This window comes from Marinobacter lipolyticus (assembly GCF_018424605.1).
GTDB classification, from domain to species: Bacteria; Pseudomonadota; Gammaproteobacteria; order Pseudomonadales; family Oleiphilaceae; genus Marinobacter; species Marinobacter lipolyticus_B.
Genome location: NZ_QTKT01000014.1, coordinates 1 through 25,846, shown reverse-complemented (window position 1 = coordinate 25,846; position 25,846 = coordinate 1). Strand labels below are relative to the sequence as shown.

The 25,846-nt window shown below is 59.5% G+C and carries 21 protein-coding genes; 15 read left to right on the top strand and 6 right to left on the bottom strand.

The genetic code is table 11. The features are described 5' to 3' along the window. Positions 1-3: 3 nt before the first annotated feature. The 7 genes from mrdA (at position 4) to lipB (ending at position 7,227) form a co-directional block, all read left to right on the top strand. Complete coding sequence (mrdA, locus tag DYI22_RS15730; protein WP_213479017.1) at positions 4-1,896, top strand: penicillin-binding protein 2; 1,893 nt, start codon at positions 4-6, stop codon at positions 1,894-1,896. Beyond that, complete coding sequence (rodA, locus tag DYI22_RS15725; protein WP_213479016.1) at positions 1,896-3,035, top strand: rod shape-determining protein RodA; 1,140 nt, start codon at positions 1,896-1,898, stop codon at positions 3,033-3,035. Before mrdA ends, rodA begins: the two co-directional genes overlap by 1 nt. A 95-nt stretch (positions 3,036-3,130) precedes the next feature. Continuing rightward, a complete protein-coding gene (gene mltB / locus DYI22_RS15720; protein ID WP_213479015.1) occupies positions 3,131-4,180 on the top strand; it encodes a lytic murein transglycosylase B in 1,050 nt (349 codons plus the stop codon). Between the two features lie 36 nt (positions 4,181-4,216). After that, positions 4,217-5,080, top strand: coding sequence for a septal ring lytic transglycosylase RlpA family protein (locus DYI22_RS15715; RefSeq protein WP_213479080.1), 864 nt, complete (start codon positions 4,217-4,219; stop codon positions 5,078-5,080). 37 nt (positions 5,081-5,117) lie between these two features. Further along, the gene (locus DYI22_RS15710) at positions 5,118-6,281 is read left to right on the top strand and encodes a D-alanyl-D-alanine carboxypeptidase family protein (RefSeq protein ID WP_213479014.1); all 1,164 of its coding nucleotides are present in this window, start codon (positions 5,118-5,120) and stop codon (positions 6,279-6,281) included. 33 nt (positions 6,282-6,314) lie between these two features. Further along, positions 6,315-6,584 carry a YbeD family protein gene (locus DYI22_RS15705; protein WP_213479013.1) on the top strand — a complete coding sequence of 90 codons (270 nt, stop codon included), beginning with the start codon at positions 6,315-6,317 and terminating at the stop codon, positions 6,582-6,584. Between the two features lie 4 nt (positions 6,585-6,588). Beyond that, entirely contained in the window at positions 6,589-7,227 is a 639-nt protein-coding gene (lipB, locus tag DYI22_RS15700) for a lipoyl(octanoyl) transferase LipB (RefSeq protein ID WP_213479012.1), read from the top strand. A 4-nt stretch (positions 7,228-7,231) separates the two neighbouring features. On the opposite strand, the gene DYI22_RS15695 is transcribed toward lipB, so the two are convergent. Next, positions 7,232-8,317, bottom strand: a complete 1,086-nt coding sequence (locus tag DYI22_RS15695; protein WP_228301085.1) for a GGDEF domain-containing protein — start codon at positions 8,315-8,317, stop codon at positions 7,232-7,234. Positions 8,318-8,589: 272 nt separating this feature from the next. Between DYI22_RS15695 and DYI22_RS15690 the strand changes: the two genes are divergently transcribed. Next, complete coding sequence (locus DYI22_RS15690) at positions 8,590-10,044, top strand: ABC1 kinase family protein (protein WP_213479010.1); 1,455 nt, start codon at positions 8,590-8,592, stop codon at positions 10,042-10,044. Here the strand turns inward: DYI22_RS15690 and DYI22_RS15685 are convergent. After that, a complete protein-coding gene (locus DYI22_RS15685; protein ID WP_213479009.1) occupies positions 9,975-10,427 on the bottom strand; it encodes a YqaA family protein in 453 nt (150 codons plus the stop codon). The two genes, DYI22_RS15690 and DYI22_RS15685, sit on opposite strands and share 70 nt — an antisense overlap. A gap of 46 nt (positions 10,428-10,473) precedes the next feature. On the opposite strand from DYI22_RS15685, the gene DYI22_RS15680 reads away from it, so the two are divergent. Together DYI22_RS15680 and DYI22_RS15675 are read left to right on the top strand one after the other, a co-directional pair. After that, positions 10,474-12,600, top strand: coding sequence for a methyl-accepting chemotaxis protein (locus tag DYI22_RS15680; protein WP_213479008.1), 2,127 nt, complete (start codon positions 10,474-10,476; stop codon positions 12,598-12,600). An 85-nt stretch (positions 12,601-12,685) separates the two neighbouring features. After that, on the top strand, positions 12,686-13,012 hold the full coding sequence (locus DYI22_RS15675) for a GrxA family glutaredoxin (protein WP_323132931.1): 327 nt from the start codon (positions 12,686-12,688) through the stop codon (positions 13,010-13,012). A gap of 98 nt (positions 13,013-13,110) precedes the next feature. Here DYI22_RS15675 and DYI22_RS15670 read toward each other — a convergent pair whose 3' ends face one another. Then, entirely contained in the window at positions 13,111-14,373 is a 1,263-nt protein-coding gene (locus tag DYI22_RS15670; protein ID WP_213479007.1) for a 6-phosphofructokinase, read from the bottom strand. Between the two features lie 166 nt (positions 14,374-14,539). On the opposite strand from DYI22_RS15670, the gene mpl reads away from it, so the two are divergent. The 5 genes from mpl to DYI22_RS15645 all read left to right on the top strand — a co-directional run bounded on the left by mpl (position 14,540) and on the right by DYI22_RS15645 (position 20,988). Next, positions 14,540-15,937 carry a UDP-N-acetylmuramate:L-alanyl-gamma-D-glutamyl-meso-diaminopimelate ligase gene (gene mpl / locus DYI22_RS15665; RefSeq protein WP_213479006.1) on the top strand — a complete coding sequence of 466 codons (1,398 nt, stop codon included), beginning with the start codon at positions 14,540-14,542 and terminating at the stop codon, positions 15,935-15,937. Beyond that, the gene (locus DYI22_RS15660; RefSeq protein ID WP_213479005.1) at positions 15,934-16,587 is read left to right on the top strand and encodes a flavin prenyltransferase UbiX; all 654 of its coding nucleotides are present in this window, start codon (positions 15,934-15,936) and stop codon (positions 16,585-16,587) included. Before mpl ends, DYI22_RS15660 begins: the two co-directional genes overlap by 4 nt. A gap of 111 nt (positions 16,588-16,698) precedes the next feature. Continuing rightward, entirely contained in the window at positions 16,699-17,838 is a 1,140-nt protein-coding gene (locus DYI22_RS15655; protein ID WP_213479004.1) for an acyl-CoA dehydrogenase family protein, read from the top strand. A 140-nt stretch (positions 17,839-17,978) separates the two neighbouring features. Further along, the gene (locus DYI22_RS15650) at positions 17,979-19,859 is read left to right on the top strand and encodes a hypothetical protein (protein WP_213479003.1); all 1,881 of its coding nucleotides are present in this window, start codon (positions 17,979-17,981) and stop codon (positions 19,857-19,859) included. 541 nt (positions 19,860-20,400) lie between these two features. Further along, positions 20,401-20,988 (top strand): hypothetical protein, encoded by a 588-nt coding sequence (locus DYI22_RS15645; protein ID WP_213479002.1) that lies wholly within the window; start codon positions 20,401-20,403, stop codon positions 20,986-20,988. Positions 20,989-21,317: 329 nt separating this feature from the next. Here DYI22_RS15645 and DYI22_RS15640 read toward each other — a convergent pair whose 3' ends face one another. The 3 genes from DYI22_RS15640 to DYI22_RS15630 form a co-directional block, all read right to left on the bottom strand. Then, complete coding sequence (locus tag DYI22_RS15640; protein ID WP_213479001.1) at positions 21,318-22,040, bottom strand: M48 family metallopeptidase; 723 nt, start codon at positions 22,038-22,040, stop codon at positions 21,318-21,320. Then, a complete protein-coding gene (locus tag DYI22_RS15635) occupies positions 22,037-25,171 on the bottom strand; it encodes a type I restriction endonuclease subunit R (RefSeq protein WP_213479000.1) in 3,135 nt (1,044 codons plus the stop codon). The genes DYI22_RS15640 and DYI22_RS15635 overlap by 4 nt, the downstream gene beginning before the upstream one ends. A gap of 18 nt (positions 25,172-25,189) precedes the next feature. Further along, positions 25,190-25,846 (bottom strand): restriction endonuclease subunit S (locus tag DYI22_RS15630; protein ID WP_213478999.1); only part of this gene is annotated, 657 nt, incomplete at its 5' end.

Below are 25,846 nucleotides of genomic sequence, written 5' to 3'. Positions count from 1 at the left end.
ATCATGCCCTGGGGAGAGTTCAAAGACGTCGCCGCCGAACGCCGCCTCTTTCAGCGGCGCACGATGGTGATGCTGGGCGTTGTGCTGGTGATGCTGGGCATTCTGGTGGCGCGCATGTATCAGCTGCAGATCGTCGAGCATGACATCTACACCACACTCTCCGACAAGAACCGGGTACAGGTGCAATCGGTAGCGCCGCCCCGCGGGCTGGTCTACGACCGCAACAATGAACTGCTTGCCGAGAACCGCCCGGTATTCGGCGTCACAGTGGTGCCCGAACGTGTCGACGGCATGGAAGAAACCCTCAGCAGGCTGTCATCCATCCTCGCGATTTCGGAGGATGACATGGAACGTTTTCAGCGCCGGTTGCGAGAGCCCCGACGTCCTTTCCAGCCGTTACCCCTGCGCTACGATCTCAACGAACAGGAAATTGCCAGCCTCGCGGTCCAGCGCCACGAATTGCCGGGGGTGGAGGTTTCTGCTGAACTGGTTCGGTATTATCCGCACAGTGAGCTGACCGCCCATGCCCTGGGATTTGTCGGTCGGATCAATCGCGAAGAACTGCAGCGGATCGATCCGGTCAACTACGCCGGCACCAACTACATCGGCAAGTCGGGCATTGAACGCTTCTACGAGGCGCTGTTGCACGGTCAGGTCGGCTACCAGCACGTGGAAACCAACGCCCGGGGGCGCACCCTGAGAGTGTTGGAACGTCAGAACCCGGTGCCGGGGGAAGACATTGTGTTGCATCTGGATCTTCGGCTGCAGCGTCTCGCCCACCAACTGCTGGACGGGCGGCGTGGCGCAATCGTGGCGGTGGAGCCGAAAACCGGCGGGCTACTCGCGCTTGCCAGCGTGCCCGGCTTTGACGCCAATCAGTTTGTCACCGGCATCAGCGTGGACAACTATCGTGAACTCAGCCAGGACGTCGACAAGCCACTGTTCAACCGGGCTCTGCGCGGTCAGTACCCGCCCGGTTCAACCCTCAAGCCGATGCTGGCGGTGGCCGCGCTCGATAGCGGTGTCACCACGCGTGACAGAACCATCTGGGATCCCGGCTTCTTTCAACTGCAATCCGGTGGCCGGCGCTACCGTGACTGGAAGCGCAGCGGGCACGGTTGGGTGGACCTGACCGACGCGGTGGCCGAATCCTGTGACATCTATTTTTACGAGATCGCTGTCGAAATGGGTGTCGACACCATGTATGACTATCTGGCCCAGTTCGGCTTCGGTGAGGACGCGACGCTGGATGTGTCTGGGGCACTCAGCGGACTGCTGCCCTCGAGGGACTGGAAGCGTGCCGTGCGCAACGAGCCCTGGTACCCCGGCGACTCGGTCAACATGGGGATTGGTCAGGGCTTCATGCTGGCAACCCCCCTGCAACTGGCCACCGCCACGTCGTTGCTAGCCAACCGCGGGCGATGGGTGGAGCCGCGCCTGCTCAGGTCCATCAAAGGCGATCGGTCGGCTGAAGAATTCCTGCCGCCGCCGGATCACGATCCATTGATTCTGAAGAATCCCGATGACTGGGAGTTCGTGGTCGATGCCATGGCAGAGGTCATGCACGGCACCAGAGGAACGGCGCGTCGTGCGGCGAGTGGGGCTCCCTACCGGATGGCGGGGAAAACCGGCACCGCCCAAGTGTTCAGCCTGGCCGAAGACGAGGAATACGATGAGGAAGAAATTCGCGAGCGGCTGCGGGATCATGCCCTGTTCGTCGGATTCGCGCCGGTGGACGATCCGCAGATTGCCGTTTCCGTCATTGTCGAAAATGGTGGCAGTGGCAGTGGCACCGCCGCGCCGGTGGCAAGGGCCATGTTCGATGCCTGGCTGCTCGGCTTTCCCGACGCGGGCGAACCCCTGGTCTCCGGTGCTGCCAACGGGGGCGCGAACTGATGCTGGGTAAGTCGCTCGGGCAGTCGGCCCATCAGCCATTGACCGCACCCCGCAACCGCTGGTCTGCCTTTCACATCGATCCGATACTGCTGGTGCTGCTGTTACTGCTGATCGGCGGTGGCCTGGTGGTGTTGTATAGCGGTGCGGACCGCAATATCGAAGTGGTCAAGGCCCAGGGTATCCGTATGGCGGTGGCCCTGGTGGTGATGCTGGTGTTTGCGCAACTCGACCCGGCGGTGTTCCGGCGCTGGGCGCCGTGGTTGTACGTGGCGGGTATTGCCAGCCTGCTGGCGGTACTGCTGGTGGGCGTAGGCGCCAAGGGGGCCCAGCGTTGGCTGGCGTTGCCCGGGCTGCCGCGGTTCCAGCCATCCGAGCTGATGAAGCTGGTGGTACCCATCATGACCGCCTGGTATCTGTCCCGGCATTTCCTGCCGCCAAGACTGTCGCGGGTGGCCGTGGCACTGGTTATTGTGCTGGCACCCATGGCGATGGTCATCCTCCAACCTGACCTGGGTACCTCGCTGTTGGTGGGGTCGGCCGGCCTGTTTGTGGTCTTTTTTGCCGGCATGAGCTGGCGTTTGATTGGCGCGTTCGTTGCCATGGTGTCGGTGGCGGCGCCGTTGATGTGGTTCTTCGTGATGCGGGACTACCAGAAACAGCGTGTGCTGACCCTGCTGGACCCGCAAAGTGATCCGCTGGGCGCTGGCTGGAACATTATCCAGTCGAAGACCGCCATCGGGTCCGGCGGCGTGGATGGCAAGGGCTGGTTGCAGGGCACCCAGTCCCACCTCGAATTCCTGCCGGAAAGCCATACCGACTTCATTGTTGCGGTGCTGGCCGAGGAGTTCGGGTTTATCGGCATCCTGGCGCTGATGACCCTCTATCTGCTGATCATTCTGCGCTGTTTCTATATTTCGGCCACGGCCCAGGATTCCTTCAGCCGGTTGCTCGCCGGCGCGTTGACGATGACCTTCTTCATCTACATTTTCGTGAATGTTGGCATGGTGAGCGGGCTGCTGCCGGTGGTCGGCGTGCCCCTGCCACTGGTCAGCTATGGCGGCACGTCGGGGGTAACGCTGATGGCGGCCTTTGGTGTGCTGATGTCCATTCATACTCACCGGCGCATGATCAGCGCCTGACCATGGACGGTGGGTAATGGTTCGCCACTCGTGCTCCGTGGTAATGTAGCCGCCGAGCAGAACTCACCGATGGGCCATCACTTCACAGGTAAGTCATGACAGCTGTAGGTATTTCGGATTTTTGCCGCTCTGTTTGCCGGGTTTTTCTGGTCACGATCCTTTCCATCTCCCCCGTTTCGTTTGCCCAGGCCAAAGGTTACGCCGCGACGGCCGAGGGTCGTGCACTGATTGATGAGATGGTCGCGAAATATGGTTTCGACGGTGACCGGGTCGAAGCACTGCTGGCGGAGGCCACTCGCGTCGACAAGATCCTGGAGTCGATCAGCCGACCGGCGGAGCGGACTCTGACCTGGGGCGAATACCGTCGGATTTTTATTAAACCCGCGCGCATCGAACAGGGCGTGGCGTTCCTGCAGACGCACAAAGACGCCTTTGCCCGTGCAGAGGCTGAGTTTGGCGTACCCGCGCCTATCATCGCGGGGATTATTGGTGTGGAAACCTGGTACGGCAACTACCTGGGAAACTACCGGGTGCTGGACGCATTGGCCACGCTGGCCTTCGATTATCCGCCTCGCAGCCGTTTTTTTCGCAGTGAACTGGTCCAGTACCTGCTGATGACCCGCGAGCAGCGGTTTGACCCGTTGCAGGTGAAGGGCTCGTACGCCGGGGCCATGGGCTACGGCCAGTTTATTTCCAGCAGCTACCGTCACTACGCCATCGATTTCGACGGTGACGGCGTCGCGGACCTGCTGAGCAATCCGGTAGACGCCATTGGCAGCGTTGCCAACTATTTCAGCGCCCACCACTGGCGCGAGGGCGGGCCGGTTGCCGAACCGGTCGAAGACCGCCTCGCCATGGACTCACCGCTGCTGACCAGGGAACTGAAACCAAAGCTGACGGTCAGTGACTACCGCAAGGCGGGGCTGGAGCCGGAGCTGGCGGTGAAAGACCATTCTGCCGCCAGGGCCATTCGCCTTGAAGGCGCCGATGGCCCGGAACTCTGGCTGACGTACCACAACTTTTACGTCATAACCCGCTACAATCACAGTCATCTGTATGCCATGGCGGTGCTGGAGCTGGCGGGGGAGCTTGCCCGAGGGCTTGCCGACGCGAACGAGACAACCAAAAACACAGAGGAATCCTGACCGGTGGTAATCAAGTTTCCCGCAACGCTGCTGCTGATGGCGGTCTCCGTCCTCGTGGTGTCAGGCTGTGCCTCTTCACCGGCTCCTGAAAGCGATCATTCGTCGCGGTACACCCTGTCCCAGGACCGGGCGCCCGACGGCAATTTTGACGCGTCAGGTCTGGTGGATGCCAAGCCCCGCTATGAGGCGCCCCGCTCAGCCGGCAACATGTCGTCCTATAAAGTCTGGGGAAAACAGTACTCGGTCCTCGGCAGTAACGATGGCTACGTTGAGCGAGGCACCGCCAGCTGGTACGGGGAAAAGTTCCACGGTCACAAAACCTCCAATGGCGAGGTGTTTGATATGTACGCCATGACCGCCGCCCACAAAAGCCTGAGGATTCCCAGCTACGCGCGGGTGACCAATCTGGACAATGGCCGTTCGGTGGTGGTCCGTGTCAACGACCGGGGGCCGTTTCACGGTGACCGGCTGATCGACCTGTCCTACGCCGCGGCCAAGAAGCTGGGCTATCAGAGCCGGGGAACGGCACGGGTGGAAGTGGCGGCCATCACGGTGGCGAAAGACGGCACCATGTCGCTCGCCGGCCGGCCATATCCCGGCAGCGCCGCCCCGGTGCCGGTGGAACGGGTTGCCGCGCAGCCCGCGGTGGGCAGCGGAGAGTCGGCGCTTTTCGTGCAACTCGGCTCGTTCAGCAGCCGCAGTCCGGCAGAAACCCTGATGGGCAGGGCCCGCGATGCGGTTGCCGATCCGTTGCGCGTCCGCGAAGTGGAAACGGCGTCCGGACGTTTTCACCGGGTTCAGGTTGGCCCCTTCAGCAATCCGGATGATGCACGAAAAGCCCAGACGAGGCTTGAAAACCGGGGATTCGGCCAGACCATACTGCTGACCGATTCTCACTAATAAGTACACACACCCTTAACGACGAATGATTGGACCCATGGCGATGAATTCTGTTTTCCGCGTACTCACTGCAGTTCTGCTCCTGGTCTTGCTGCCTGCTGCCCAGACCGTTGCCCAGACGGTGCTGATACCCTTGCCACCCCAGGTGGCGGGCAGTTCCTACATTCTCATGGATCCGCTGAGCGGGCAGATCCTGATGGACGAGAACAGCAACGAGCGCCTGCCGCCGGCCAGCCTGACCAAGATGATGACGGCCTACATCGTTGAGCGCGAGCTGGATGAAGGGCGGATTTCGATGTCCGACATGGTGCCCATCAGTGTCAATGCCTGGCGCACCGAGGGCTCGCGGACCTTTGTTCAGGAAGGCACCCAGGTATCCGTGGAAGATCTTCTCAAAGGTGTCATCATCCAGTCCGGTAACGACGCTTCCGTGGCGCTGGCGGAATTCATTGCCGGCAGCGAAGGCGCGTTTGTGGACATCATGAATCAGCAGGCCCAGCTGCTGGGCATGAACGATACCCACTTCCAGAATGCCACCGGGCTGCCGGCACCCGATCATTTCTCAACCGCCCACGATCTGGCGCTGCTGGCCAAAGCGATCATCAACGATTTCCCGGAAAACTACCCGCTGTACGCCGAGAAACACTTTACCTACAACAACATCCGCCAGCCCAATCGCAACAGCCTGCTGTGGCGTGATGAATCCGTCGACGGCCTGAAGACCGGCCACACCGAGGAGGCAGGGTACTGTCTGGTGGCCTCCGCCAAGCGCAACGACACCCGCCTGATTGCGGTGGTTATGGGTACCGACAGCACCGGCGCACGGGCCCAGGAAGTCCAGAAAATGCTCAACTACGGCTTCCGTTACTATCAGAGTGAAACGCTGTTCAGTGCCGGCCAGGAATTGATCGAGGCAAGGATCTGGGGTGGTCGTGACGACCAACTGTCGGTCGGGGTGACCCGCGATGTCAACGTCACCATTCCCCGTGGCTCCCGCGATTCGCTGGAATCCACAGTGGATCTGGATTCGGTGATCAAGGCACCCATCAAGGTCGGGGATGAGCTGGGCCGGGTGCAGGTCAAGCTGGGAGACGAGGTGATCGTGGATCAGCCGGTCCTGGCGCTGACGGATGTGCCTGAGGGCGGTCTGTTCAAGCGCCTGTGGGATGCCATCAAACTGTTCTTTATCCAGTTGTTCTAATCAAGGCCTGATGGGCTTCAGGAGTCAGCCGGCATGAGTGAGCCGAAAGCACCAAAAATCGAGTTTCCCTGTGACTATGTGATCAAGGTCATCGGCAATGCCGCACCCGATTTCACCGAGTTTGTGGTGGAGGTGGTGGAGCAGCACGCACCGGGGATCCAGGAAGCGGATATTTCGGTGAACAGCAGCAGCGGCGGGCGTTTTTCATCGGTTCAGCTGAAGATCGTGGCCACCGGTGAGGCGCAGCTTAAGGCACTGTTCGAGGAACTGAAGGCGAGCGGCCGGGTTCACATGGTACTTTGATCCGATGCCGCAATTGATTGTCCGTTCACTGGGAGTTCAGCCCTACCTGGAGACCTGGGAGGCCATGAAGTCCTTCACGGCGGGCCGCGACGCCGCCGTTGCGGACGAACTCTGGTGCCTGGAGCATCCCCGGGTGTACACCCAGGGGCAGGCTGGCAAAGCGGAACACATTCTTGCACCCGGCGATATCCCGGTGATTCAGGTGGACCGTGGTGGTCAGGTGACCTACCACGGCCCCGGGCAGCTCGTGATTTACCTGCTGATTGATCTGACGCGTCTGAAGTTCGGCGTGCGCACGCTGGTGGATGTGATCGAGCAGGCTATCGTCAGGTTGCTGGCGGAGCAGGGCATCACGGCAGCACCCCGCCCGGATGCCCCGGGGGTTTATGTGAACGGCGCCAAGATTGCATCTCTGGGGTTGCGGGTTCGCCGGGGCTGTTCCTTTCACGGTCTGGCGCTGAATGTCGCCATGGATATGGAGCCGTTTAGACGGATCAATCCCTGCGGATTCGCTGGCATGCCCATGTGTCAGGTGAGTGATTTCTCGCCGGCCGCGACGGTGACCGGGCTGTCCGCCAGGTTGGCGGAAGAGCTGGTAGCCGGGCTCGGTCACGAGCAGGTGGAATACCGCTCCGGCTGGTAGCCTCTCAGGCGGGCTCTGGTACCGCGGAACTCTCGGCGTGGCAAACGGTGTTGCGCCCCAGGGTTTTGGCGCGATAGAGCGCCTCGTCGGCCCGTTGCAGAAGGCGGTCGACGGATTCCGAGCCGCTGATGGTGGCGACGCCAACACTGATGGTCGCGGCGATGGCCTGTTCTTCAGCGTTGATGGTTTTGCTGCCCACTGACTCCCGGATACGATTGGCGGTCTGCACGGCCTCGGCCGTTCCGGTCTCCGGCAGCAGCACCAGATACTCCTCGCCGCCCCAGCGAGCCAGGGTATCCACTTTGCGGCATTGCTCCCGGAGGGTGGTGGCGACCAGCACGATCATTTCATCGCCTACATGGTGGCCGTAGTTGTCGTTGACGCTCTTGAACAGGTCAATATCCATCAGTAATACCGAAAACTCCCGCGCGTTGCGCAGGTAGCGTTGGTACTCGCTATCCAGTTGCGCCATGACTTCGCGGCGGTTGGCGAGACCGGTCAGCGCATCGTGTTTGGCGGCGTACTCGAATTCCCGGGCCAGTTTCAGCAAACTGAGTTTGCTGCGTCGCCGGCTCTGGTCGAGCACGTAACAGGTCGACATTTCGAATGCCAGAACCGCCAGCATGGTGAGCCGGAAGCTGGTGCTGTAGGGAGAATCGAATACCAGATCGCCAAGTGGGCTGAACAGCAATGCAACAGCCGCCAGCCCGCCTGAGCAGGCCAGCACGCCGACCCTGGCTTGGCTGATGTAGAAAATGATGGGAGGGTAGGCAAACAGCCAGATGATGGCTGAGCCGTCCTCGACTGCTCGCACGGCCAGGTAAGTGAACAGGACGGTGATGACGGTGATGAAGCCGCGGCGCTGAAGCGTGCTGTGCCTGGTCAGCAGATAGATCAACCCATTGGCAGCCAATAGCCCCGCGAAGACCAGCAGCAGGATGGGTGTGAGGGGGTCGCCCCGCAGTGAAGACCGGTAGGCGAACAGAATAAGCAGGGGCACGGCGGCCAGAGTCAGCCAGCCGATCAGGGTTGGAATCGGAATCTCTCCCTTCACCCGATATTGGGACAGATCTGTGTCTGCTGGCTTCATGGCTGTTCGCCTCATTTTCACGTCTTGTTGTTCAGGTGTTATTGTTGGTCAAGGCTGTGAGCCGCCTCTCATATTAGACGGATTTGCTGGCCCTGATTGTGTAAAAACGTAAAGAGTTGCAAGGAGTTCACCACTATACGGCGACAGAGGGCGGTGCATTGGCCCCGCCGCCGCACAGGTTGCGGCGGGTCAGTGAGCCCCGGAGGTAGCCCTGTCCGTATAATGTTGCAAACGGCCCGCGAGCTTAAATTTCTGAACCGCGCAGGTATTTGATGGTGTCCAAAAAACGGGGAACATCGGTTTCACGGATCAAAACCGGGAGCTTCGAGCGACGTCTGACGCTGACCAGGGCCGGCTTGTTTGCGGGCACGCGAATGGCCTCCCATATGGCGACCAACTGGTTCAGCAGTCGCGAAAAGCGGGATCAGCGCCACCGGGACATGTTGTCGAGCCAGGCGGAATTCCTGGTGGAGGAACTGGGAAAGCTCAAGGGCAGCGTGGTGAAGATTGGCCAGGTGATGGCCCTTTACGGGGAGCACTTCCTGCCGGAGGAAGTCACCGAGGCACTGCACACCCTGGAAGACCAGACCACCTCTCTGGAATGGGGCGCCATTGAAAAGGTGCTGCAGGAGGAGCTGGGCGCTGACCGTCTGGCGCAGCTGGAGGTGGACCCCGAGCCCATTGGTGCGGCGTCGCTGGGGCAGGTGCATCGGGCCCGCCGCAAAAGCGATGGTCTGGAACTTGTGCTGAAGGTGCAGTACCCCGGCGTGGCCGACGCCGTGGACAGTGACCTCAACGCCGTCGCGCAGCTGTTGAAGATTGCCCGCCTGGTATCCTTCGGGCCGGAGTTCAACGACTGGCTGGAAGAGGTGCGGGACATGATGCACCGGGAAGTGGACTACCGCCTGGAAGCCCGCACCACCGAGAAGTTTCGCGCCATGCTGACGGCCGACCCGAGGTTTGTCGTGCCACGGGTGCTGACAGAGTTTTCCACCGCGCACGTCATCGCCTCAACCTACGAGCACGGCCACTCGGTCAGTTCGGTAGCGCTGCGTGAGCTGCCGCTGGCGCGCCGGACCGCCCTGGGCGAGGCGGCCCTGGAGCTGTTTTTCCGCGAACTGTTCGTCTGGGGCGAGATACAGACCGATCCGAATTTCGGCAACTACCGCATCCGGATTGCCGGTGAGCAGGGCGCTGATCCGGGCTATGACCAGATCGTGTTGCTGGATTTCGGAGCGGTGCAATCCTATTCCAGAGACTTTCTCGACCCGGTGATCCAGATGATCCGTGCCTCCTACGAGGGTGATCTGCCGGCGGTTATCGAAGGCGGCGTGACACTGCGCTTCATGAGCCGCGACTGGCCGGACGATGTGCTCGACAAGTTTGGCTCGGTTTGCATGTCGGTGCTCGAACCGCTGTCCCGCGACCGTAGCCAGTGGCCGGATTACGCGGTCAACGAACAGGGGCAGTACCGTTGGAAACAGAGTGATCTGCCGTCCAGGGTGGCTCGCCAGGCGGCGCGATCGGCGATCAGCCGCTATTTTCGGGTGCCGCCGAAAGAGTTTGTATTCCTTAACCGCAAGCTGATCGGCGTTTACACCTTTATTGCGGTGCTCAATGCCGAGTTCAATGGCGAGGATCTGCTCCGGGCCTACCTCTACGGCGAGGGAACGGACTCGGAGGGGACGCCGGCTGCTTCCATGACCAGCCACAAAACGAAGGCGTAACGCGCGCCTTTGCCGATGGCTACCAGAACGATGAAGTTGAGCCAGGGCACGCGCATGATACCGCCGACCAGTGTCAGCGCATCGCCCCCCAGGGGCAGCCAGCCCAGTAGCAGAGACCACTGCCCGTAACGGTTGAAGCGCTCCCGCGCTTTGTCCAGCTGGGTTTCCGTCACCGGAAACCAGCGTTTGTTCTTAAAGCGATCCACTTGCCTGCCGATAACCCCATTAACGACGGAGCCCAATGTGTTGCCGGCGGTGGCCCAGACCCATAGCCACCACAGCGAATAGCCCTGGGTGACCAGCGTGCCCAGCAGCACTTCGGAATAGGCCGGAAGCAGCGTGGCCGCTGCGAACGCCGTCAGAAACAGGGTCAGGTATGCCACGTTGTTACCTCGTTCTAAATACCGTTACCGTACAGGTTTCACCATCATGAAAAAGCTTTCCCTACGCCTGAAACTCTACGCACTGGTGATCACACTGCTCCTGGTTATGGGGGTCAGCATTGTGGTGACCGCCCAACTGTCCCTCAGCGATATGGAAGGTCGGATCACCACGGAAACCCGCAATACGGTGCAGAGTATTGTGATGGAGCGGCTGGGCGCAACCGCCGGTCAGTACGGGGAGCTGGTCAGTGGCCTGTTTGCGACCGCGTACCGCACGCCGGAAGTGGTGCGCAATGTCGTCACCCGCAACATTCAGGCGGACAGTTCGGGGCGCATCAGCCGCATCGACCTGCAGGAAACCATCGGTGCGGTGCTGGAGGAGCAGAAAGGCCTGAGCTCGGTCTACGCCCAGTTTGAACCCGACGCCTACGATGGCCAGGATCGCTATTTCACCGGCGGCGTGGAAGAGCACAGCAGCGATGAAGGCACGCTGGAGATCTACTACTACCGCAACCCCCAGGGTGAGGTGGTGTTCAGTCGCACCGAAGACCCGGCCACCAAATATCTCGACAACCGGAATGAATTCGGAATTCGCGAGGCCGAGTGGTATCTGTGCTCCAGAGACAGCAAGAAACCCTGCATCATGGAACCCTACGATTATGAAATTGAAGAGGGTTACTCCGAGCTGATGACCAGCCTGGTGGTGCCGATCCTCGATGGCAACCAGTTTGCCGGGGTCGTCGGGGTCGACATCAACCTGTCAACGCTTCAGCGCACGATTCAAAATGTCAGTCAGCAACTTTACGGTGGTGACTCCCGTGTCACCTTGCTGAGCAAAAAGGGACTGATTGCAGCCTCCAGTCATTATATGGACCACCTTGGCCGCCCCCTGAAGGAGGCCCTGCCCCAGCTGGCCGACCAGTTCGCCGGCCTGCACCGGGGCGAGGGCACCTACGATGACGGCGAGACTCTGGCGGTTTCCTACCCGGTCGACATTGCCCTGCCGGGCACGCAGTGGTCGCTGTTGATTGAGCTGCCCCGAGCCACTGCGCTGGCGGAGGTGGATCAGATCACCGGCCTGTTGTCCGACGAGGTGGCCGCCACAGCAGCGCGGCAGACGATGGTCGGCATGGTGGTCTCGGTGCTCGCCATTCTGGTGCTGGTGCTGCTGGTACGCTCGGTGACGCGACCGCTGAACGAGATCCGTGACCGCATGAAGAATCTCGCCAGTGCCGAAGGCGACCTGACCCGGGAACTGACCATCGACACCCACGCGGAACTGATCGAACTGGCGGGTGGCTTCAACGCCTTTCTGGCGCGGCTGCGGAGCATGATCAACGACCTCAAGAGCGTCAATGGTCAGGTGCGCCAGCAGGCGACGGACGTCGGTGGTATCGCCCGTGAAACCGATGCCCAGACCGAGCGTCAGCACCAGGACATCGAAAGCGTGGTTACCGCCATGAACGAAATGTCGGCGGCGGCCGGCGAAGTGGCGGGGTTTGCCGGCGAGGCCGCGGATAACGCACGCCAGGCCCAGGACGGCGTGAAGTTCACCCAGGGTACTCTGAGCACCGCCGTGGAGGGTGTCAGCGCGCTGTCTGGTGATATGGACCAGGCCAGCACCGCCATTACCCAGGTGGCGGGTCGCAGCGACGACATCAACCGGATCCTGGATGTGATCCGCAGTATTGCCGAGCAAACCAACCTGCTGGCACTCAACGCCGCCATTGAGGCTGCCAGGGCCGGGGAGCAGGGGCGGGGCTTTGCGGTGGTCGCCGATGAGGTTCGCACCCTGGCGTCCCGTACCCGGGAATCGACAGACGAGATCAGTGATATGATCGAAGGCCTGCAGCAGGATGTCGATGGCGCAGTGTCGGTGATCCGCTCCGGCGTCAATCGCGCCACTCTGGCTGTGGAAGGCACCCGCGAGGCCGATCATTCCCTCGCTGCCGTTGTGGAGCGCATCGGTACGATCGTTGAGCATGTCACTCAGGTGGCAACCGCGGCTGAAGAGCAAAGCTCGGTGAGCGAGGAAATCAACCGCAACCTGACCCAGATTGGTGACGCTGCCAGCGATCTGCGGGGCCTGGCCCAGCGGGTAAGGCGCAGCGGCGATGCGCTGGACGAGCAGGTGGAGGTTCTGGATACGGAGTTGGGTCGCCTGAAAACCTGAAGGCGGTCCGCCGGTCGCTCGCAGCAGGAATGGGCCACCCCTATGGTGGCCATTCATAGCATCAATTTTGTGATCGTTTGATGACATGCCATCATGGCGGCAGTTTGAATCCACGGCGAAAGCCTTGCCGCAATACTGGCAGATTGAGGAGCATTTTATGGAGCATGTGACCATTTACGGCCGTACGTCGTGCGGTTTCTGCGTGCGTGCCAAACACTTGTGTGAGTCCAGAGGCATTCCACATACCTGGATAGACATGGTGGCCGAAGGCCTCAGCAAGGACGATGTCGCCGACCGGATTGGCCGCCCCGTGTACACGGTCCCGCAGATTCTGGTTGGCCAGCAATACATCGGTGGCTCGGATGAATTCGTCCAGTACGTGCGTGCGCAGGAAGCGGCCACCGCCAACTGAGTTTGCCCGCCATCGACAAACGTCACCGATAAAAAAAGGCGCTTGTGACATCATCACAAGCGCCTTTTTTTATCACCCGATGCAGTCGGGCCTGGCCATTACAGCTGGAAGTCGGTCTTCAGCTTCTTCTCGATCAGCGTGTTCTGCAGCTTGGCCACCCGGGGCAAGCCATTATCGAACGGTGGGAAGCTCTCACCGAAGATCAGCGGTTCCAGGTAATCACGGCAGTCCTGGGTGATGCCAAAGCCGTCGTCGGTAATGTAGTGGATCGGCATTTTCTTTTCCTGGTTGGCCACTTCGCTCAGTGGTGCCTCGCCGATGTGCCAGCGATACGGCTTGGCCTGCTCCCGCACGATGGTGGGCATCAGCGCCTGCTTGCCTTCCATGGCCATCTCGACGGCTGCCTTGCCCACGGCATAGGCCTGCTCGACGTCGGTGGCGGAGGCGATATGACGGGCACTGCGCTGCAGGTAGTCGGCCACCGCCCAGTGATACTTGTGGCCCAGCGCCTGCTTGACCATGTTGGCCAGCGCCGGTGCAACGCCGCCAAGCTGGGTGTGGCCGAAGGCGTCCTTGGCGCCGGCGTCCGCCAGGAAGCGGCCGTCTTCGTACTGGGCACCCTCAGAGGCGACGATGACGCAGTAGCCGTACTCTTTCACACAGAACTCTACCCGCGCCAGGAAGGCGTCGCGGTCGAAAGGCACTTCCGGGAACAGGATGATGTGGGGCGGTTCGCCCTCGCCCTGTCCTGCCAGCCCGCCGGCAGCGGCAATCCAGCCGGCATGGCGGCCCATGACCTCGAGAATGAACACCTTGGTAGAGGTCTCGCACATGGACTTGATGTCGAGGCTGGCTTCCAGGGTGGAGGTGGCGATGTACTTGGCGACCGAGCCGAAACCGGGGCAGCAGTCAGTGAACGGCAGGTCGTTGTCGACGGTCTTGGGCACACCGATGCAGGTGATCGGATAGCCCATCTTGTCCGCCAGTTGGGATACCTTGTAGGCGGTGTCCTGGGAATCCCCGCCGCCGTTGTAGAAGAAATAGCCGATATCGTGGGCGCGGAAGACTTCAATCAGACGCTCGTATTCGCGTTTGTTCTCGGAGAAGTTCTTGAGCTTGTGGCGGCAGGAACCGAAAGCGCCACCCGGGGTGTGGATCAGCGCCTCAATGGCCTCATCGCTTTCCAGGCTGGTGTCAATCAGTTCTTCCTTGAGCGCGCCGATAATCCCGTTGCGCCCGGCGTAGACCTTGCCGATGCGGTCCGGGTACTTGCGGGCGGTCTGAATGACCCCGCAGGCGCTGGCGTTAATGACTGCGGTCACACCGCCGGATTGAGCGTAAAAAGCGTTCTTGGTGGCCATCTCGGGCTGGAGCCTCCTGCTGGTTCAGTAAATGCCGCCGATGATACGCCATATACCGGTTTTTTTCATGAGCAGGATTGCGGATAACGAAGCGCTTGACGGCTCGTGATCTATACGGGAGGCTTGGCACGTTCCAATTGCGGCCAATCAAGGGGTCAGACCGGTCATGCACATTCATATCCTGGGAATTTGTGGCACTTTCATGGGCAGCCTCGCGGTGTTGGCCCGGGAGCTGGGCCACACGGTTACGGGTTCGGACCAGGGCGTCTACCCCCCCATGAGCACACAGCTGGAGGCCCAGGGTATCGGGCTGCTGGAAGGCTACCGTGCGGAGAACCTGGAACCCGCGCCGGATCTGGTGCTGATCGGCAATGCCATGTCCCGGGGTAATCCGGAAGTGGAGGCGGTGCTCAATCGCAATATCGATTACATGTCCGGCCCCGAATGGCTGGCGCGGGAAGTCCTGCGTCATCGCTGGGTGCTGGCGGTGGCCGGCACCCACGGCAAAACCACCACCACCTCGATGCTGTTGTGGATTCTCGAGCAGGCCGGTTTCGACGCCGGCTACCTGGTCGGAGGTGTGCCGAAGGATTTCCCGGTGTCGGCTCGTCTGGGCTCCGGCGATTTTTTCGTTATCGAGGCCGATGAGTACGACAGTGCCTTCTTCGACAAGCGGTCGAAGTTCGTCCATTACCGCCCCCATACCCTGATCATGAATAACCTGGAGTTCGATCACGCCGATATCTTCGACAACGTTGAAGCCATTGAGCGCCAATTTCACCACCTGGTTCGCACCGTACCCTCGAATGGCCTGATCGTGCGTCCGGCGAAAGATGTGCACCTGGATCGGGCGCTGGCGATGGGGTGCTGGAGCGGGGTGCAAACCACCGCCATCGGCAGTGAAGTGGCCCATACCCCGGATTGGCGGGCAGAACTGTTGTCGGAGGATGGCAGCCGGTTCATGGTGATTCATCACGAGCAGCCGGTAGCGACTGTCGACTGGGCCCAGACCGGGCTGCACAACGTACGCAATGCACTGGCGGCCATCGCCGCCGCCCGCCATGTGGGCGTCACCCCGGACCACGCGGTCGCGGCCCTGTGTCGTTTTTCCGGAGTGAAGCGGCGCATGGAGCTGCTGGCGGAGATCGACGGCGTCAACGTGTACGACGACTTTGCCCATCATCCGACCGCCATCGCCACCACCCTGGAGGGGTTGCGCCATAAAGTGGGTGACGAGCCGGTGATCGCCCTGATCGAACCGCGCTCCAACACCATGCAGCAGGGCGTACACCAGCAGGCGCTGTTGCCGAGCGCGGGTGCAGCTGACCAGGTAATCTGGGCCAACCTGAATGAGCTGGAATGGCTGCCGGCGCTGGTCGGCGACTGGCAGGGTGCGCAAGGCGAGGCGGTTCAACACCATGTGGAGTCCAGCGTGGACGCGCTGATCGAGAGAACACTGGCGCAAGTGAGCAGCCCCTGCCACATTGTGATCATGAGTAATGGCGGTTTTGGTGGTATCCACCAGAAACTGATCGCGGAACTTGAGCGTAGATTCCCGGCATGACCGATTCTTCCCTGCCATCACGGACCATCAACCTGGCGTTCACCGGCGCTTCCGGAGCGCAGTATGGACTGCGCCTGCTGCAATGCCTGATCGCTGCCGGCTGCACCGTGAATGTCATGGTCAGTCGCGCCGCCCAGGTGGTGATTGCGACCGAAACCGATCTGCGTCTGCCGGGTGCTCCTGCGGCCATGCAGACGGCGCTGAGCGAGTTCGCCGATGCCGGGCCGGGGCAGTTGCTGGTTTTCGGCCGTGAAGACTGGTTTGCCCCGCCGGCCTCCGGCTCCGGCGAGAAGGCCCCACTGGTGATTTGCCCCTGCAGCACCGGCACTCTTTCAGCGCTGGCCACGGGGGCCAGCAACAACCTGATTGAGCGGGCGGGTGACGTTGCCCTGAAAGAGCGGCGGCAACTGCTCCTGGTGCCGCGGGAGGCCCCCTATTCCGAGGTGCATCTGGACAACATGCTGCGCCTGACCCGCATGGGCGCGGTGATCATGCCGGCCAGCCCGGGGTTCTATCATCAGCCCCAGTCGGTCAGTGATCTGGTGGATTTTATCGTTGCCCGCATCCTCGATCACCTCGGCGTGCCGCAGGATCTGATGCCGCGCTGGGGCGAGGAGCATGCCGACGGCAAGCGCCGGGACCGTACCTAGACGATGGTTTTGGTCAGCCCGATTGATGGTTTTCACCATTGAGCGAAATGACCACTCGGCAGAGACTTGGTGAACGATAACCACAACACAGGTCACTCACCGAGGTTCACCATGATTCCACGCACACTCTTCGACGCCGATCTTGAAGGTTTCCGCGATTCCGTCCGCAAATTTCTGGAGCAGGAAGCCGCGCCCTATCATGAGCAATGGGAGAAAGACGGCCAGGTCAGCCGCGAGCTGTGGCGCAAGGCCGGCGAGCTGGGCTTCCTGTGCCCGACCATGCCGGAGGAATTTGGCGGGGTGGGAGCCGATTTCCGCTACAGTGCGGTCATCATCGAGGAAATTTCCTACGCCGGTCTTTCCGGCATTGGTTGGGGGCTACACTCCGACATCGTGGCGCCGTACATACTCAACCACGGGTCCCAGGAGCAGAAAGAGCGCTACCTGCCAAAAATGGCCTCCGGAGAGATGATCACCGCCATTGCGATGACTGAGCCGGGCGCCGGGTCGGATCTTCAGGGGGTGAAAACCACCGCGATCAAGAACGGTGACCATTACATTCTCAACGGTTCGAAAACCTTTATAACCAACGGCCAACTGGCGGATCTGGTCATTGTGGTGGCCAAAACCGATCCCAAGGAAGGCGCCAAGGGCACCAGCCTGTTGTTGGTGGAGACCGCCTCAGAAGGGTTCGAGAAGGGGCAGAACCTGAACAAAGTGGGGATGAAGGCCCAGGACACCTCCGAACTGTTCTTCCAGGACGTCAAAGTGCCCGCGGAAAACCTGCTTGGTTCCATGGAAGGGCAGGGCTTCTTCCAGCTGATGCAGGAACTGCCGGCGGAGCGCCTGCAGGTGGCCCTCGCCGCCGTGGCCGCGTCAGAGGCAGCGTGGAAGTGGACGCTGGATTACGTCAAGGAGCGCAAGGCCTTCGGTAAGCCGGTGATCGCCTTCCAGAACACCCGCTTCAAACTGGCGGAGCTGAAGGCGGAAATTACTGCGGCACGGGTATTCTGTGACCGTTGTCTGGAACTTCATCTGGACAAGAAGCTCGACATCCCCACCGCCGCCATGCTCAAGCAGTGGACCACGGATATCCAGTGCAAGGTCATGGATGAGTGTGTGCAGTTGCACGGTGGGTACGGCTACATGTGGGAATACCCGATTGCCCGTGCCTGGGCCGATTCCCGTGTGCAGCGTATCTATGCCGGCACCAACGAGATCATGAAAGAGATTGTCGCCCGGTCATTCTGATCGAGGCGTCCCTGGCGGCCCCGTGCCGCCGGGGACACTGGTTACCAAACTTTACAAATTGCCAAACCTATCAAGGTTCCTCCCGGCAACATCCCCTACAGTAGCGGCACAACCTCTAACAAGGATAACCGGTTGCTGCCATGAAACGCATTCTCCCCCTGTCTGTATCGCTTCTTGCCCTGGCCATGGCGGGTTGTGGCGAAGAGTCCGACCAGCTGCCGGTGGACGGCCGTGATTTCGACGGCGTCGACTACAGTGAGCCTGCGCCCTACACCGGAAAAGTCATTGACGGTTACCTCCGCAACGCCCGCGTGTGGCTGGATATCGACGGCGACAGCCAGTATACAGCGGGGCCAGTAACGGTAGAACTGGAGTCGGGCAACGAGGTAACGCTGGCGACCGGCGAGCCGACGACCTTGTCTGGGGAAGACGGGGCTTTCTCGCTGGACATCGGCGGGTTATTGAACGACCCGGCCGAGGCTCCGGATCTGGACCCGAGGGATTATCCGCTGTTTGCCGTGGCGTTGCCGGGCAAAACGGTGGAGCAGCTGCGCCACGGTGATGAAACCATCACCGACGCCTATATGATGTCTGCGCCTCCAGGCGTCACCAACATAACGCCACTGACTACCCTGGTGCGTTACCGACGCCTGGCCGGAGCCGGCGCCCTGGTGGATGGCACAGGCAGTGCCAGTGAGTCCCTCACCAGCGTCAATCTGGTGTCTGACTACATCCGCTCGGGAGACGACCGGGCCCATGCCTACGCGCGGGCGCTGGCCCGTTTTATGGCCAGCCAGTACCCCTACAGCGACTTGCTGGCTGAAGCGAATGCCGATGGCACCGAACGGGTGCTGTCACCTCAGGCGGCCTATCTGCTTGGGTTATCGCTGGTTCAGAATGCCCCGGGCATCGTGGATCTGGTAGATGCGGCGGCGTCTGCCGGTGACTACGCCAACGTCAACGTGGCGGAACTGGAGTTGCCGCAAGTACCGCTGGAGCTGGCTGACCCGATGCTGCTGGACAGCCAGCAGGTGTACGCCTATCCGGAAAACGGCTCGCTGCCGGCAAACCGTTCCAATCTTCAGGTCTCGGCCGAATCGCAATTCGATTACAGCCCGGATGGGCGCCTGCTGTCGGTATCCGTCAATGGCTGTATGAACCCGTCGATGCCGGAACTGGTGAGGCTGATCAACGTCGGCGGCCGCATGGCGGAACTCGGCACCCAGTGGTTGCCTTCCATTTCCCTGTCGCTGCAGAGCTTCGCGGCTTACGAGGCCGATGGCGTGGACGAGCGGCTGACTTTTGATTGGGAGCAGCGCGAAGCCTACTTCCGAACCACCACGTCCTGCCAGAACGGCCTTGCGGACAGCACCGAACTGGAAGGGCCTGCGGAAATTACCTACGCCTGGACCATGGAGGACGGGCAGGTCGCGCAGCTGTCGGCGGTCTCCGCCGACGAAACCCGCACCCTGTCGCCGGATTACACCAACAGTACCGCCGATCCGGAGGGCGAGGACGATCCCTACCGTTCCCCGCTGTTCCACGGCTACCGCCTGCAGGTCAATGGCGACGAATCGGTGGTTGTCGCGCTAACCGATGAGGCATCCGAATGCGCCCTGGAAGAGGGAGTGGAGGCAGCGGGCCACGTGGTGTCAGCGGTTCAGCCTTATACCTACACTGCGGCGACCGCTCCGGACGGGTTTGATGCGCTCTCGCTGGAGCTGGACACCCGCGATGACCTGTTCCGCCTGTTGCGCTTTACCTTTGCCGACCCGGCGAATGCGGGATTCGATCATGTCGACTCCGACGGCGGTTTCGACTGGATCATGTATTACCCCCAGGAAGGGGCGGCGGGGTATGTGGCCGAGCAGCCCAATCTGATTGCCGACGCATACCTGACCGACGTGCGAACGTCGGCGTCCTGCGGACGTGAATTCGAGGATGAACCGTCATCGGTGTTCGGGCGGGTGGCGTATCAGTACCAGCGGTTGTCGGAATACCTCACCGGCCAGGTGGAGTAGGGGCTTTCGGGCTCTGCTCCGCCGCCTGCCTGAGGCCAACGCACGAAAAAACGCGCTGTACGCGATAATGCGTGGAGCGACGGATAACATCTGAGCTTGAATCTGGAGTTGTTTCGCCATTTCCCGGGGGAGGAAATGGTGCCGAGGAGCGGCCCCTCTTGTGTTTCAGGAATAAATATTTTAATCAATGCTTTAGCGCCTAGCCCCTCGGTGTTCGTGTGCCAATCTTGTGACTCCTGACACCGGAATCGATGACAACCGTTGACGCCATGGACCGCCGGACAGGCCGAAAGGTTTGTGCTGCAAAAATGTGAGCGCCTTCATATCAAGTAAGGGTTGTGGTATTTGCCCCCTTACCCCTGTCAGCGTGATCCCAGATTAAAGAAGGGGGCGCAGGTGAGAAGCGGAACCTTGGGCAACAATCCCATCTCCCCATTCTCGAATCGCTACTAATTGTCAATCAATGTAAAACCTTCCGGTCGGGCTCCAACGTTCTGATTTTTTGGGTAATATTTCGCTACCTGAAACTGAGGAATGTTCAATGATAAAGTTCGCTTTCGCTGCTGTAGTGCTTGGTCTTTTTGTGCTGATTTTCATTGGCAAAAAATTAGCTGCAGGCACGAAAGAGGCGTGGTCGAAAGCTAATGCCATGACCAATGCCAAGCTGGGGAGCGACCGTAATTCATTGTCTACAGGTCGAAGTCCAACGGAAGCGCAAGACCACTCGTTTACAACCTTCATGGAAGCCCAGTCAGCTCTGCTCAACCTCGATGGAATGGGCTTGATTCTAGATTCTGAACTTGAAAAGCAGCTCTATGTTCACTTTATGGCTGGAGCTGCTGATAGATTATCCCGGACGATTCCTGATCAAGCCGATAGCGAACGGTGGTTCTTGTTATCTGCCCATTCCTATGCGTCTACGGCATGCGGTGAGCGCGCCGCAGTCGAGATACTGCATTCGTACGGCAGGTCAGATAACTTACAGCTCTGTGCGGCTGGCAAGGCTGGCTGGGATTCAATGAGCGCATATATCGGATTATCCTCGGGCAAGGTAACTGAGGAGCAGTTCAAGCTCATGATGATGTACCTGTTTGCCGTCGTGAGGCAGAAAGAGCTTCCAGTTGCTTGAGGTTGGTTGTCATTGCCACCGTCTCAGTGCGTGGCCGTTCCCCCTATACGCTGTCCAGATAGGTAAGCATTTTGAGATCAAGGCATCTCCTAAAGTGCTTGGGGTGTTTGATGCGCTATGTGAAGCTGCCCACGTTGACCGTGATTCCGGCTTCGCCTTTTTGCTGCTGGACTTCTTTGAAGGGTGCCCTGGTATTCAGGGGGAGTTGGAGCAAGATGACTATCGGGAATGGGTGGTCAAAAGTCGGCAATTTGTGATGGACCACTGTTTCTAGGCTAGCGACCACATTGGGTGACCTGCAGACATTGTGGGTCACCCGCTGTTACTGATCAGCTAAAAATCAGTTTCCCTGCATTATCCCGCAACCACTCCCGACAACGCCGATACTCCGGCATCACCCGCGCCATTTCCCCCCAGAACTCCGGGGAATGATCATGCTGGATCAGGTGACAAAGTTCGTGCATAACCACGTAATCAACCATCCGGTTGGGTGCCATCATGATCTGCCAGTTGAATTCCAGCTTACCCTTGGCGGTGCAGCTGCCCCAGCGGGACTTGAACGTGCGGATGCCTACCCCGGCAGGTTCTACTCCTACCGTCGGAGCGAAGCGGTTCACCTTCTCGGTCAGCTTCTGCTCAGCTTGCCGTTTGTACCAGCGCACAAGTGCGTTGCGGACCATGTGGGGCTGTTCGATGCCGTTGGGTACTGTGACCACTAAACGTCCGTTCAGCAGCTTTACAGGCGCGAAGTTGCCGGTTTCTACCTTCAGCCGGTAGTTACGCCCCAGATAGCTGAAGGCTTCGCCAGACACATAGCGTTTGCTGCTGGCGGGGGTCATTTCCCGGTGCAGGGTGATCTTTTCTTTGATCCAGCGGCGTTTGGCTGCCAGTAGCTGGTCAATCTTTTCAGTAGGGGTGTTCACGGGGACCACCACAGACACGGCACCGTCTTCCACCCGAATATCCGCAGACTTCCGGCGGTTGGTGCGGATGACCTCAGCAATGAAGCCGTGGGCATCCCGATATTCTGGTTTCTGCGCACCTGCCATCATTTGAACTTGTTCTTCGCCAGTTCCATGAATCGGTCCTGAACCACGTTTACAAGGGCTTTTTCACCGAAGGAGCAGTCCAGCACAGCCCGTTTGATCTCCTTCTTCATCCGCTTCACTTCGTCCGGCTTGCTGAAGAAATCCACAATCTGGGTGGCTTCATCGAACATGCCTACCAAGTCCTGGCTGGTTGCCTTGATTTCGTCGTGTACGGCTTCGCTGATGGCATCTTCACCGGCATGACTGGTCACTTCTGCCATCAGGATGTTGTAGAACGCGAATTCCGTTTCACTCAGTCCCAGATCATTTGCAGCCTGCTTGTGTTCAGACTCCATGCTATCGACCATCTGAAGCAGTAGTTCCAGTTGCTGATCCCACTTGCCCGCCGTCTTTTCGATAATGTCCCGCAGGCGAAGGCTCAGGGATTTGTAGTATTCCGGGTCTTCATCCAGATTCACCGTAATGTGGTGTTTGATGGCGCTTTCGATTTCGGACGCGCGGGATTCGGGGGATTTGATCTGCTCCACCGTTTCCTTGAAGTTCGCTGCCATCAGGTCCACGGGCGGAATCTTCGGGTCTACCCCGGTGCTGATGATGTGTTCATCCACCAGTTGGCGGACCTTCGCCCCTGCATCGCTGATGTTCAGTCCGGGGTCACGGTAGCGATTACGGGCAGCATTCTGCACCTTGCCCCACAGCTTAAGGTCCGGGATGAATGGCTTGGCGGCAGTATCCGGCAGAATCACATCCATCTGCTTGGCGAACTTCTTGAAAGCCAGTTCGAACTGCTGGCGGGTGTCTTCATCCTTCAGGTGCAGAACGTAATCATCTACATCCGTGCCTTTAACACCGGCAAAGATGGCAGCCACACGGGTGTGAGCCGCTTTCAGGCGCGGTATTTCGTCCTTCAGCGTGTGGTAGGTGCCTTCCACGTCTTCACTGCTGAACTGGTTCAGGGCGTCGGTCAGGTAGTCTGATAGCCCGTAATAGTCCACCACGTAACCGCAGGCTTTGCCCTTGTAGGTCCGGTTTACCCGTGCGATTGCCTGCATCAAGGTATGATCCTTCAGGCTCCGGTCGATATACATCACCTGGGCAATGGGGGCGTCGAAGCCGGTCAGCAGCATGTCCTTCACGATCAGGAAGCTGGTGGGGTCTTCCTTTTCTTTATCCGTGCCTAGTGGCTTGGTGAAGTTCTTGATCACCTGCTTCTGGTGCGCACTGTCTGTGTATTGGCTCAGGTATGCCGGGTCGTTGTGGGTGCCGGAAATGATCACTTCAGACGGGGGCGCTTCCAGGTCGTCCAGGGTCTTTTTGAATACCGTGGCAGCATGGCGGCTGCCCACCACGATCATGGCTTTGAAGCCATTGGGCTGAATCTTTTCCCGGTAATGCTTCAGCAGGTCGATACACACCCAGCGTATGCGGGCAGGGGCTTCCCGTACCGCGCGTTCCACACCGTATTTCTTTTTGATTTCCCGCTTTTCTTCGTCGCTTTTGTCTTTGAAGTATTCTTCAAACAGCGCGTCCAGCGAATCACCTACCACATCGCTCTGAACCTGGCGACCTTCGTAGATGATGCGCACCGTGGCACCGTCTTCCACGGCTTCGTTGATCTTGTACTTGTCGATGTACCCGCCGAAGGCTTTGTCCATCTTCTGGGACTTCAGCAGGGGAGTACCGGTAAAGCCGATCTTCGGGGCGTTGGGCAGGGCGGCATTGATGGTCATTGCCAGTCCGCCAAACTGGGTGCGGTGGGCTTCATCCGCCAGCACAATGATCTTGTCGCTGGGGTTCAGGTCGGTAAAGTCGCCTTCCTGTTCCGCTTCCTGAAACTTCTGCACCATGGCGGTCACAATGTCGGAAGAATCTTTGGACAGCAGTTCCTTCAGTTCCGCGACAGACCCCGCGTTATAGATGGATTCGTTCTGGGCATCCCGGAAGGTTTTGGACAGTTGCCCGTCCAGTTGGGTACGGTCGGTGACGAACACCAGTTTGTACTGCTTCAGCTCCGGGTCACGGCGCATCTTCACCGCCAGCATGACCATGGTCAGAGACTTTCCGGAGCCTTGGGTATGCCAGACTACCCCGGACTTTTCCTTGCGCGTTTCGCCGTTCTTGAGGCGTTCTATGACCTTGTTCACTGCCCGGTATTGCTGATACCGCGCCACCTTCTTGATCAGGCGACCATCCACCGGCTCAAACAGGGTGAAGTTCTGCATCAGGTCCAGAAAGCTGGCGGGGTTGAACATGCCGGCAAGCAACCGCTGTTGCGGGGTGACTTCGCCTGAACTGGTTCCGGCACCTGAAGCGACCTGTTTAACGGCAACCAGATATTCCGGTGAGGGTACGTCACCGGTCTTGTGCCTGGATGTTGTCGAGCCGGTGGAGATAAAGGCAGGTTGTTGCACCATCGCCTGAATATCAGCATCCGTAAACGGGTAGGCGTCCTTCCAGTCACCATAATGCTGCGCGCTGGAACTGATAGTGCCTACCTTCGCCTGATCCCGGCAGGTGGACACCATCAGTTGGTTGTACCAGAACAGCTTCTGGGCACCCTCATCGTCTTCCGGGTTGCGCAGGTTGGCGTAACGGCGCAACTGGTTGATGCCCTCAGCTACCGCGTCGGCAATGTAGGGCGATTTACACTCAATCACCGCCAGCGGCAAGCCGTTCACGAAGCAGACAATATCGGGGATGATGTTCTGGTTGATGCCTTCAACCTTGAACTGATTGGCACACAGGAATTCGTTGTTTTCAGGATTGTCGAAGTCGATGACCTTGACCGTCTGTCCCTTACGACCGGCACCCAGGTCCTGTTCAACGGACAGGTAGTTCACCAGCAGGTCATAGATGGACTGGTTGTACTCCATCAAGCCCGCATGGTTGGGGTGGGTGAACTCACGGACCACTTTGCGCAGGTTTTCGTCACTGATCCACGGGTTCAGCCGGACCACGGCAGCTTCCAGGCGCTTGGTCAGCACCACATCCCGGTAGTAGCCCCTTTCGCCTAATGGTGCGCCGTCCACCGGCAGAACCGGCGCAAGGTCTACACCGGGCACGTAGGTCCAACCAAGGCGGGTCAGTTGCTCAATGGCGGGCAGCTCGACTTTCTCGACTTCATCCTGAAACATATCGGGGCAGGTGCCGGGTTAGGCAACCGCTGACTCCTTTTGATCGACTTTGACTCTGACCTTGCCGGTTAGCAAGTCTTGCATAAGGGCTTTTTTTGCCAACATAAGGTGGTCAAACTTTGACCGTAACATTTTGATCCTAATCGTAACGGACTCAATTGCTGTAGCAATTGCAACTTGCTCATCTATAGGTGGTAACACAATCTGAAGTTCACGCTGAGCAGTTATCGGTACTTGGTTTCGAGTGGTTTGTCCCATTATCGCCTGAAGCTGGGAAACAAAAGCCGTTGACTGGAAATAGGTGACTAGGTACCGATTCAGGAGTTTTGTTGGATCAGTGCGATAATAGGTTGTGGATGTGCTGGCTATCACCTCATGTTTATCATCGGGAATAATAGCCGTCCTACCGACCGTGGCATTATGAGTCAGAATTACATCCCCACTCTGTGCGGGGCGAATTCGAAGCCGGTTTGCATGGTCTTGGCTTAAGTGTGGGCATTGTGAAAAATCAATTTCACCAAACTCAGATATATGTGAAGCCGCAATATAGAGCCTGTAAACCAAATTGTGTAACTGCCCACGACTGAGTAATCTTTTCAAAAGGATACCATCGTGGGTACACAAGTGGACCAAGAAAAACTCAAAGCCATGGCCGCAGAGCTGGCCAAAGATATC

Excerpts from the sequence above, each read along its gene's own strand:
- mrdA (WP_213479017.1), top strand. The coding sequence starts at position 4 with ATGCCCTGGGGAGAGTTCAAAGACGTCGCCGCCGAACGCCGCCTCTTT.
- rodA (WP_213479016.1), top strand. The coding sequence starts at position 1,896 with ATGCTGGGTAAGTCGCTCGGGCAGTCGGCCCATCAGCCATTGACCGCA.
- mltB (WP_213479015.1), top strand. The coding sequence starts at position 3,131 with ATGACAGCTGTAGGTATTTCGGATTTTTGCCGCTCTGTTTGCCGGGTT.
- DYI22_RS15715 (WP_213479080.1), top strand. The coding sequence starts at position 4,217 with ATGGCGGTCTCCGTCCTCGTGGTGTCAGGCTGTGCCTCTTCACCGGCT.
- DYI22_RS15710 (WP_213479014.1), top strand. The coding sequence starts at position 5,118 with ATGGCGATGAATTCTGTTTTCCGCGTACTCACTGCAGTTCTGCTCCTG.
- DYI22_RS15705 (WP_213479013.1), top strand. The coding sequence starts at position 6,315 with ATGAGTGAGCCGAAAGCACCAAAAATCGAGTTTCCCTGTGACTATGTG.
- lipB (WP_213479012.1), top strand. The coding sequence starts at position 6,589 with ATGCCGCAATTGATTGTCCGTTCACTGGGAGTTCAGCCCTACCTGGAG.
- DYI22_RS15695 (WP_228301085.1), bottom strand. The coding sequence starts at position 8,317 with ATGAAGCCAGCAGACACAGATCTGTCCCAATATCGGGTGAAGGGAGAG.
- DYI22_RS15690 (WP_213479010.1), top strand. The coding sequence starts at position 8,590 with ATGGTGTCCAAAAAACGGGGAACATCGGTTTCACGGATCAAAACCGGG.
- DYI22_RS15680 (WP_213479008.1), top strand. The coding sequence starts at position 10,474 with ATGAAAAAGCTTTCCCTACGCCTGAAACTCTACGCACTGGTGATCACA.
- DYI22_RS15675 (WP_323132931.1), top strand. The coding sequence starts at position 12,686 with ATGCCATCATGGCGGCAGTTTGAATCCACGGCGAAAGCCTTGCCGCAA.
- DYI22_RS15670 (WP_213479007.1), bottom strand. The coding sequence starts at position 14,373 with ATGGCCACCAAGAACGCTTTTTACGCTCAATCCGGCGGTGTGACCGCA.
- mpl (WP_213479006.1), top strand. The coding sequence starts at position 14,540 with ATGCACATTCATATCCTGGGAATTTGTGGCACTTTCATGGGCAGCCTC.
- DYI22_RS15660 (WP_213479005.1), top strand. The coding sequence starts at position 15,934 with ATGACCGATTCTTCCCTGCCATCACGGACCATCAACCTGGCGTTCACC.
- DYI22_RS15655 (WP_213479004.1), top strand. The coding sequence starts at position 16,699 with ATGATTCCACGCACACTCTTCGACGCCGATCTTGAAGGTTTCCGCGAT.
- DYI22_RS15650 (WP_213479003.1), top strand. The coding sequence starts at position 17,979 with ATGAAACGCATTCTCCCCCTGTCTGTATCGCTTCTTGCCCTGGCCATG.
- DYI22_RS15645 (WP_213479002.1), top strand. The coding sequence starts at position 20,401 with ATGATAAAGTTCGCTTTCGCTGCTGTAGTGCTTGGTCTTTTTGTGCTG.
- DYI22_RS15640 (WP_213479001.1), bottom strand. The coding sequence starts at position 22,040 with ATGATGGCAGGTGCGCAGAAACCAGAATATCGGGATGCCCACGGCTTC.
- DYI22_RS15635 (WP_213479000.1), bottom strand. The coding sequence starts at position 25,171 with ATGTTTCAGGATGAAGTCGAGAAAGTCGAGCTGCCCGCCATTGAGCAA.